Source organism: Stenotrophomonas sp. HMWF003, from assembly GCF_003061285.1.
GTDB lineage: Bacteria > Pseudomonadota > Gammaproteobacteria > Xanthomonadales > Xanthomonadaceae > Stenotrophomonas > Stenotrophomonas maltophilia_AP.
This window is the reverse complement of record NZ_QAIW01000362.1, coordinates 14553-18590: the sequence shown is the minus strand read 5'-3', so window position 1 is coordinate 18590 and position 4038 is coordinate 14553. Positions and strand designations below refer to the sequence as shown.

4 protein-coding genes are annotated in these 4038 nt (G+C 67.1%); 3 read left to right on the top strand and 1 reads right to left on the bottom strand.

Annotated elements, in window-relative coordinates:
- Window positions 1–186 precede the first annotated feature (186 nt).
- The 3 genes from DBR34_RS14815 to DBR34_RS14805 all read left to right on the top strand — a co-directional run bounded on the left by DBR34_RS14815 (window position 187) and on the right by DBR34_RS14805 (window position 3190).
- Window positions 187–1005, top strand: a complete 819-nt coding sequence (locus DBR34_RS14815; protein ID WP_128097358.1) for an NAD(P)-dependent oxidoreductase — start codon at window positions 187–189, stop codon at window positions 1003–1005.
- Window positions 1006–1093: 88 nt separating this feature from the next.
- Complete coding sequence (locus tag DBR34_RS14810) at window positions 1094–2059, top strand: YiiG family protein (protein WP_128097357.1); 966 nt, start codon at window positions 1094–1096, stop codon at window positions 2057–2059.
- A gap of 141 nt (window positions 2060–2200) precedes the next feature.
- Window positions 2201–3190 (top strand): YiiG family protein, encoded by a 990-nt coding sequence (locus tag DBR34_RS14805; RefSeq protein WP_128097356.1) that lies wholly within the window; start codon window positions 2201–2203, stop codon window positions 3188–3190.
- Between the two features lie 50 nt (window positions 3191–3240).
- Here the strand turns inward: DBR34_RS14805 and DBR34_RS14800 are convergent.
- Window positions 3241–4038 (bottom strand): ion transporter (locus DBR34_RS14800; RefSeq protein ID WP_128097360.1); only part of this gene is annotated, 798 nt, incomplete at its 5' end.

Below are 4038 nucleotides of genomic sequence, written 5' to 3'. Positions count from 1 at the left end.
GGTTCGGCAGGGTCTTTCTGGCAGGCGGCAAGCAGCAGCAGGCCCAGGGCAGGCAACAGACAACGGGAACGGCGCATGGCAAATACCTCGCAGCGGTAACCGGGAGGCCACTATCGTCAAGGGGCGGTGAAAATTCTGTGGGCGCGGCATACTGGCGCGAGACATTCATGCGCAGGAGCATTCGACGTGGCCAGTCTGCAAGGCAAGACCATTTTCATCACCGGTGGCTCGCGCGGCATCGGCCTGGCCATCGCCCTGCGCGCGGCGCGCGATGGTGCCAACGTGGCGATCGCAGCGAAGTCGTCGGTGCCCAACCCGAAGCTGCCCGGCACCATCCACAGCGCGGTCGAGGCAGTCACCGCCGCCGGCGGCCAGGGCCTGGCACTGAAGTGCGACATCCGCGAGGAAGACCAGGTGCGCGCCGCGGTGGCTGCGACCGTGGACACCTTCGGCGGCATCGACATCCTGGTCAACAACGCCAGCGCGATCTGGCTGCGCGGCACGCTGGATACGCCGATGAAGCGCTTCGACCTGATGCAGCAGGTCAATTCGCGCGGCAGTTTCCTGTGCGCGCAGGCCTGCCTGCCGTACCTGCTGCAGGCGCCCAATCCGCACATCCTGACCCTGGCGCCGCCACCGAGCCTGGATCCGAAATGGTGGGGCCCGCACACCGGTTATACGCTGGCCAAGATGGGCATGAGCTTCGTCACCCTGGGGCTGGCGGCCGAATTCGGTCCGCAGGGCGTGGCGGTCAATGCGCTGTGGCCGCGCACCATCATCGCCACCGATGCGATCAACATGATTCCCGGCGTGGATGTTGCCGGGTGCCGCACGCCGGAGATCCTGGCCGATGCCGCGCACGCCGTGCTGACCCGCGACGCAGCCGGCTTCAGCGGGCAGTTCCTGCTCGATGACGAGGTGCTGGCCGCGGCCGGTATCACCGACCTCAGCGGTTATGCGGTGGACCCGTCGCGGCCGCTGCTGCCGGATCTGTTCCTGGATTAAGGTTCCGGGCGGTAGGGGGTGACGTTGTCGACAGCGGCTGCACGCGCAGCTGTTAAGGTGCGCACCCCCCGTGTTTCAGATCCCTGTCATGTCCCAATGTGTTTCCCGTCTCTCCCTGGCCGCGGCCATCGCCGTGGCCGGCCTGCTCGGCGCCTGCAGCAAAGGCGCCTCCACCGCCGCCGATGCGCAGGGCGTGGAAAAAGTGAATGCCTACATCAACTGCTTCAACGCAGTGGAGGAGCCGATCCATCAGGGCTTCCAGGAGTACACCGGCTGGATGAAGGACGCCGCCGCCGGCCCCACGGGCAGGGAAACCCAGGTGCGCGGCCCAGGCACGGTGCTGTCCCATCGCGTGGATGCGTGCAACGCCCCGATGGTGGCGGCACTGGCCATGACCCCGGCCGAGCCGGACCTGGACCCGGCGGCACGCGCGTATCAGAAGACCTTTGTCGACCTGTACGCGCTGATCGAGCAGGCCGACCGTTACTACAGCCGTGAAGACTACCTGCGCGATGACCACGCCGGCATGCGCAGCCAGCACGCACCGCTGATGCAGGCCTACGCGGCGTTCTTCGCCGCCGGCACCGCACTGGATGCCGCGCTGGAGAAGCGCGAGGACGAACGACGTGCCGCGCAGCTCAAGGAGATCGAGGCCGCCGAAGGCCGCTCGCTGGCGTACTACCAGCTCAGGATCGTGGGCGACGGCAAGCGGCTGACCCAGCTGCTCAGCGCCGATGCGCCGGACCTGGCGCAGGCGCGCACCGAGCTGGCCGCATTCCAGGCGTTGTTGCAGCAGGCACAGAACGACAAGGTCGGGCAGGGCGATGCGATGTGGGGTCATGTGGAACGTTCGGCTGATGCGCTGGCCCGCGACGCCGGTCGCCGCATCGAACGCGTGCAGGAAAACAAACCGCTCACCCGCGGCGAGCAGATGCTGCTGCAGAGCGGTGGCCGCGCGAGCCTGCCGCAGGGTTCGGCAGAAGCCGTCATGGCCAGCTACAACGACCTGGTGGACATGGCCAACCGGATGACGCGGTTCAGCGGCGCGCGCTGAGGGCCGCATTGGCAGGATGCCGGTAACGTGAAGCGCTCCCGCGCAACGGCATTGCACGCACCGCCAACCCGGACCGCAGACCTGTGCGGTCCGGGTTGGTAAACTGCGTCCCTGGAATCGTTTACAACACGGAGACGTTCAATGAAACACGTTCTTTCCACGGCGGTACTGGCCGTGTCGATCACCCTGGCGCTGGCCGCCTGCGGCAACAAGTCCGCCGAGCCTGCCAAGGACGCCGCCGCCCCGGCCAGCAAGGCGGACGCCCAGGCCGAAGAGGCCGAGCAGGCGCTCACCGGCAAGCTCAACAGCTACATCGACTGCTACAACGATGTCGATTCGGGCATCCACCAGGGCATCGGGTACTACACCAGCTGGATGAAGGACCCCAAGGCCGGCCCGACCGGTCGCGAAGAACGCCCGATCGGTCCGCCGGACCTGGACGCCGACGACCTCAAGACCTGCGATGCGGCCATTCCCACGGCGATCGCCGCGGCGCCGGCGCTGCCGGAGCTGGACAAGGCGGCCAAGGCCTACCTGGACAGCCTGCACACCCTGCAGCCGCTCACCCATGCGGCGTACGACTACTACAAGCGCGAAGACTTCGAAGACGACGGCTACGCGCGCGGCAAGGCGATGCATGCGCCGCTGATGGACGCGCTGGCCGCGTTCGTGCAGGCCAGCAGCGTGTTCAGCACCGCCCTGGAGTCCGAGAACGACCGTGCCCAGCAGGCGCAGCTGCAGGCGCTGGAGAAGCAGGAAGGCCGCACCCGCACGTACTACCGCCTGGCCATCATGATGGAGGCCAAGTCGCTGATGGACCTGATGGCCGAGGATGACTTCGACGTGGTGCAGGGGCGTGCCCGACTGGATGCCTTCAATACCATCGCCGACGAAGCGCACGCCAAGGTGGCCGACCAGGAACCGGGCAAGATGGACTGGAACAGCTTCGAGACCGCCGCGGAGAACTTCCGTCGCGAGGGCAAGGAGCGCATCAAGCGCGTGGCGGAGAAGACCCCGTACACCGACTTCGAACAGCGCATGCTCGATTCGCCGTCGCACGCCCCGCAGGGCTCGGCCGGGCGCCTGTTGAACGAGTACAACAGCCTGGTGTTCCAGAGCAACCGCCAGTAAGCGGCAGGCGATCCGCCCCGGTGCGCGCCGCGTGCCGGGGTGGAACGCCGTTACTGATTGAAGGTATCGGGCAACGCGTCGCCGCACCGGCGGCAATGCCGGGCGTCCGGCTCGTGGCCTTCCAGCCCGCAGTGCGGGCACCCGCGTGCATCACGCCGCGCGGCCAGGTCGGCCTCGCGCATGGTGCTGGCCAGTTCGGCGGTGTAGATGCCGGTGGGCACGGCGATGATGCTGTAGCCGATCAGGATCAGCACCGAGGTGACGAAGCGGCCGAGCACGGTCTGCGGCACGATGTCGCCGAAGCCCACCGTGGCCATGGTCACCACCGCCCAGTACATGCTGCTGGGGATGCTCGTGAACCCGTGGTTGGGCCCCTCGATGACGTACATCAGGGTGCCGGCGATGATGGTGATGGTGACCACCGTGAACAGGAACAGCAGCACCTTGCGCCGGCTGCGCCACAGCGATTCCATCAGCACGCCGCTTTCCTCGATGTAGCGGGTCAGCTTGAGGATGCGGAACACCCGCAGGATGCGCAGCGCGCGCACCACCAGCAGGCTCTGCGCGCCGGGGATGAACAGGGACAGGTAGGTGGGCAGGATCGAGGCCAGGTCGATGATGCCCCAGATGCTGAACGCGTAGCGCAAGGGCCGTTTGACCACCACCAGCCGCAGCAGGTACTCGGCGGTGAACAGGATCGTGAAGCCCCATTCCAGCACGTACAGCCAGTCGGCATGGGCGATGTGGAAGCGCTGCACGCTGTCGAACATCACCACCAGCACGCTGGCGATGATGGCGTACACCAGCAGCAGGTCGAAATTGCGCGACGGGCGGGTGTCGTGGCGGTA

Excerpts from the sequence above, each read along its gene's own strand:
- DBR34_RS14810 (WP_128097357.1), top strand. The coding sequence starts at position 1,094 with ATGTCCCAATGTGTTTCCCGTCTCTCCCTGGCCGCGGCCATCGCCGTG.
- DBR34_RS14805 (WP_128097356.1), top strand. The coding sequence starts at position 2,201 with ATGAAACACGTTCTTTCCACGGCGGTACTGGCCGTGTCGATCACCCTG.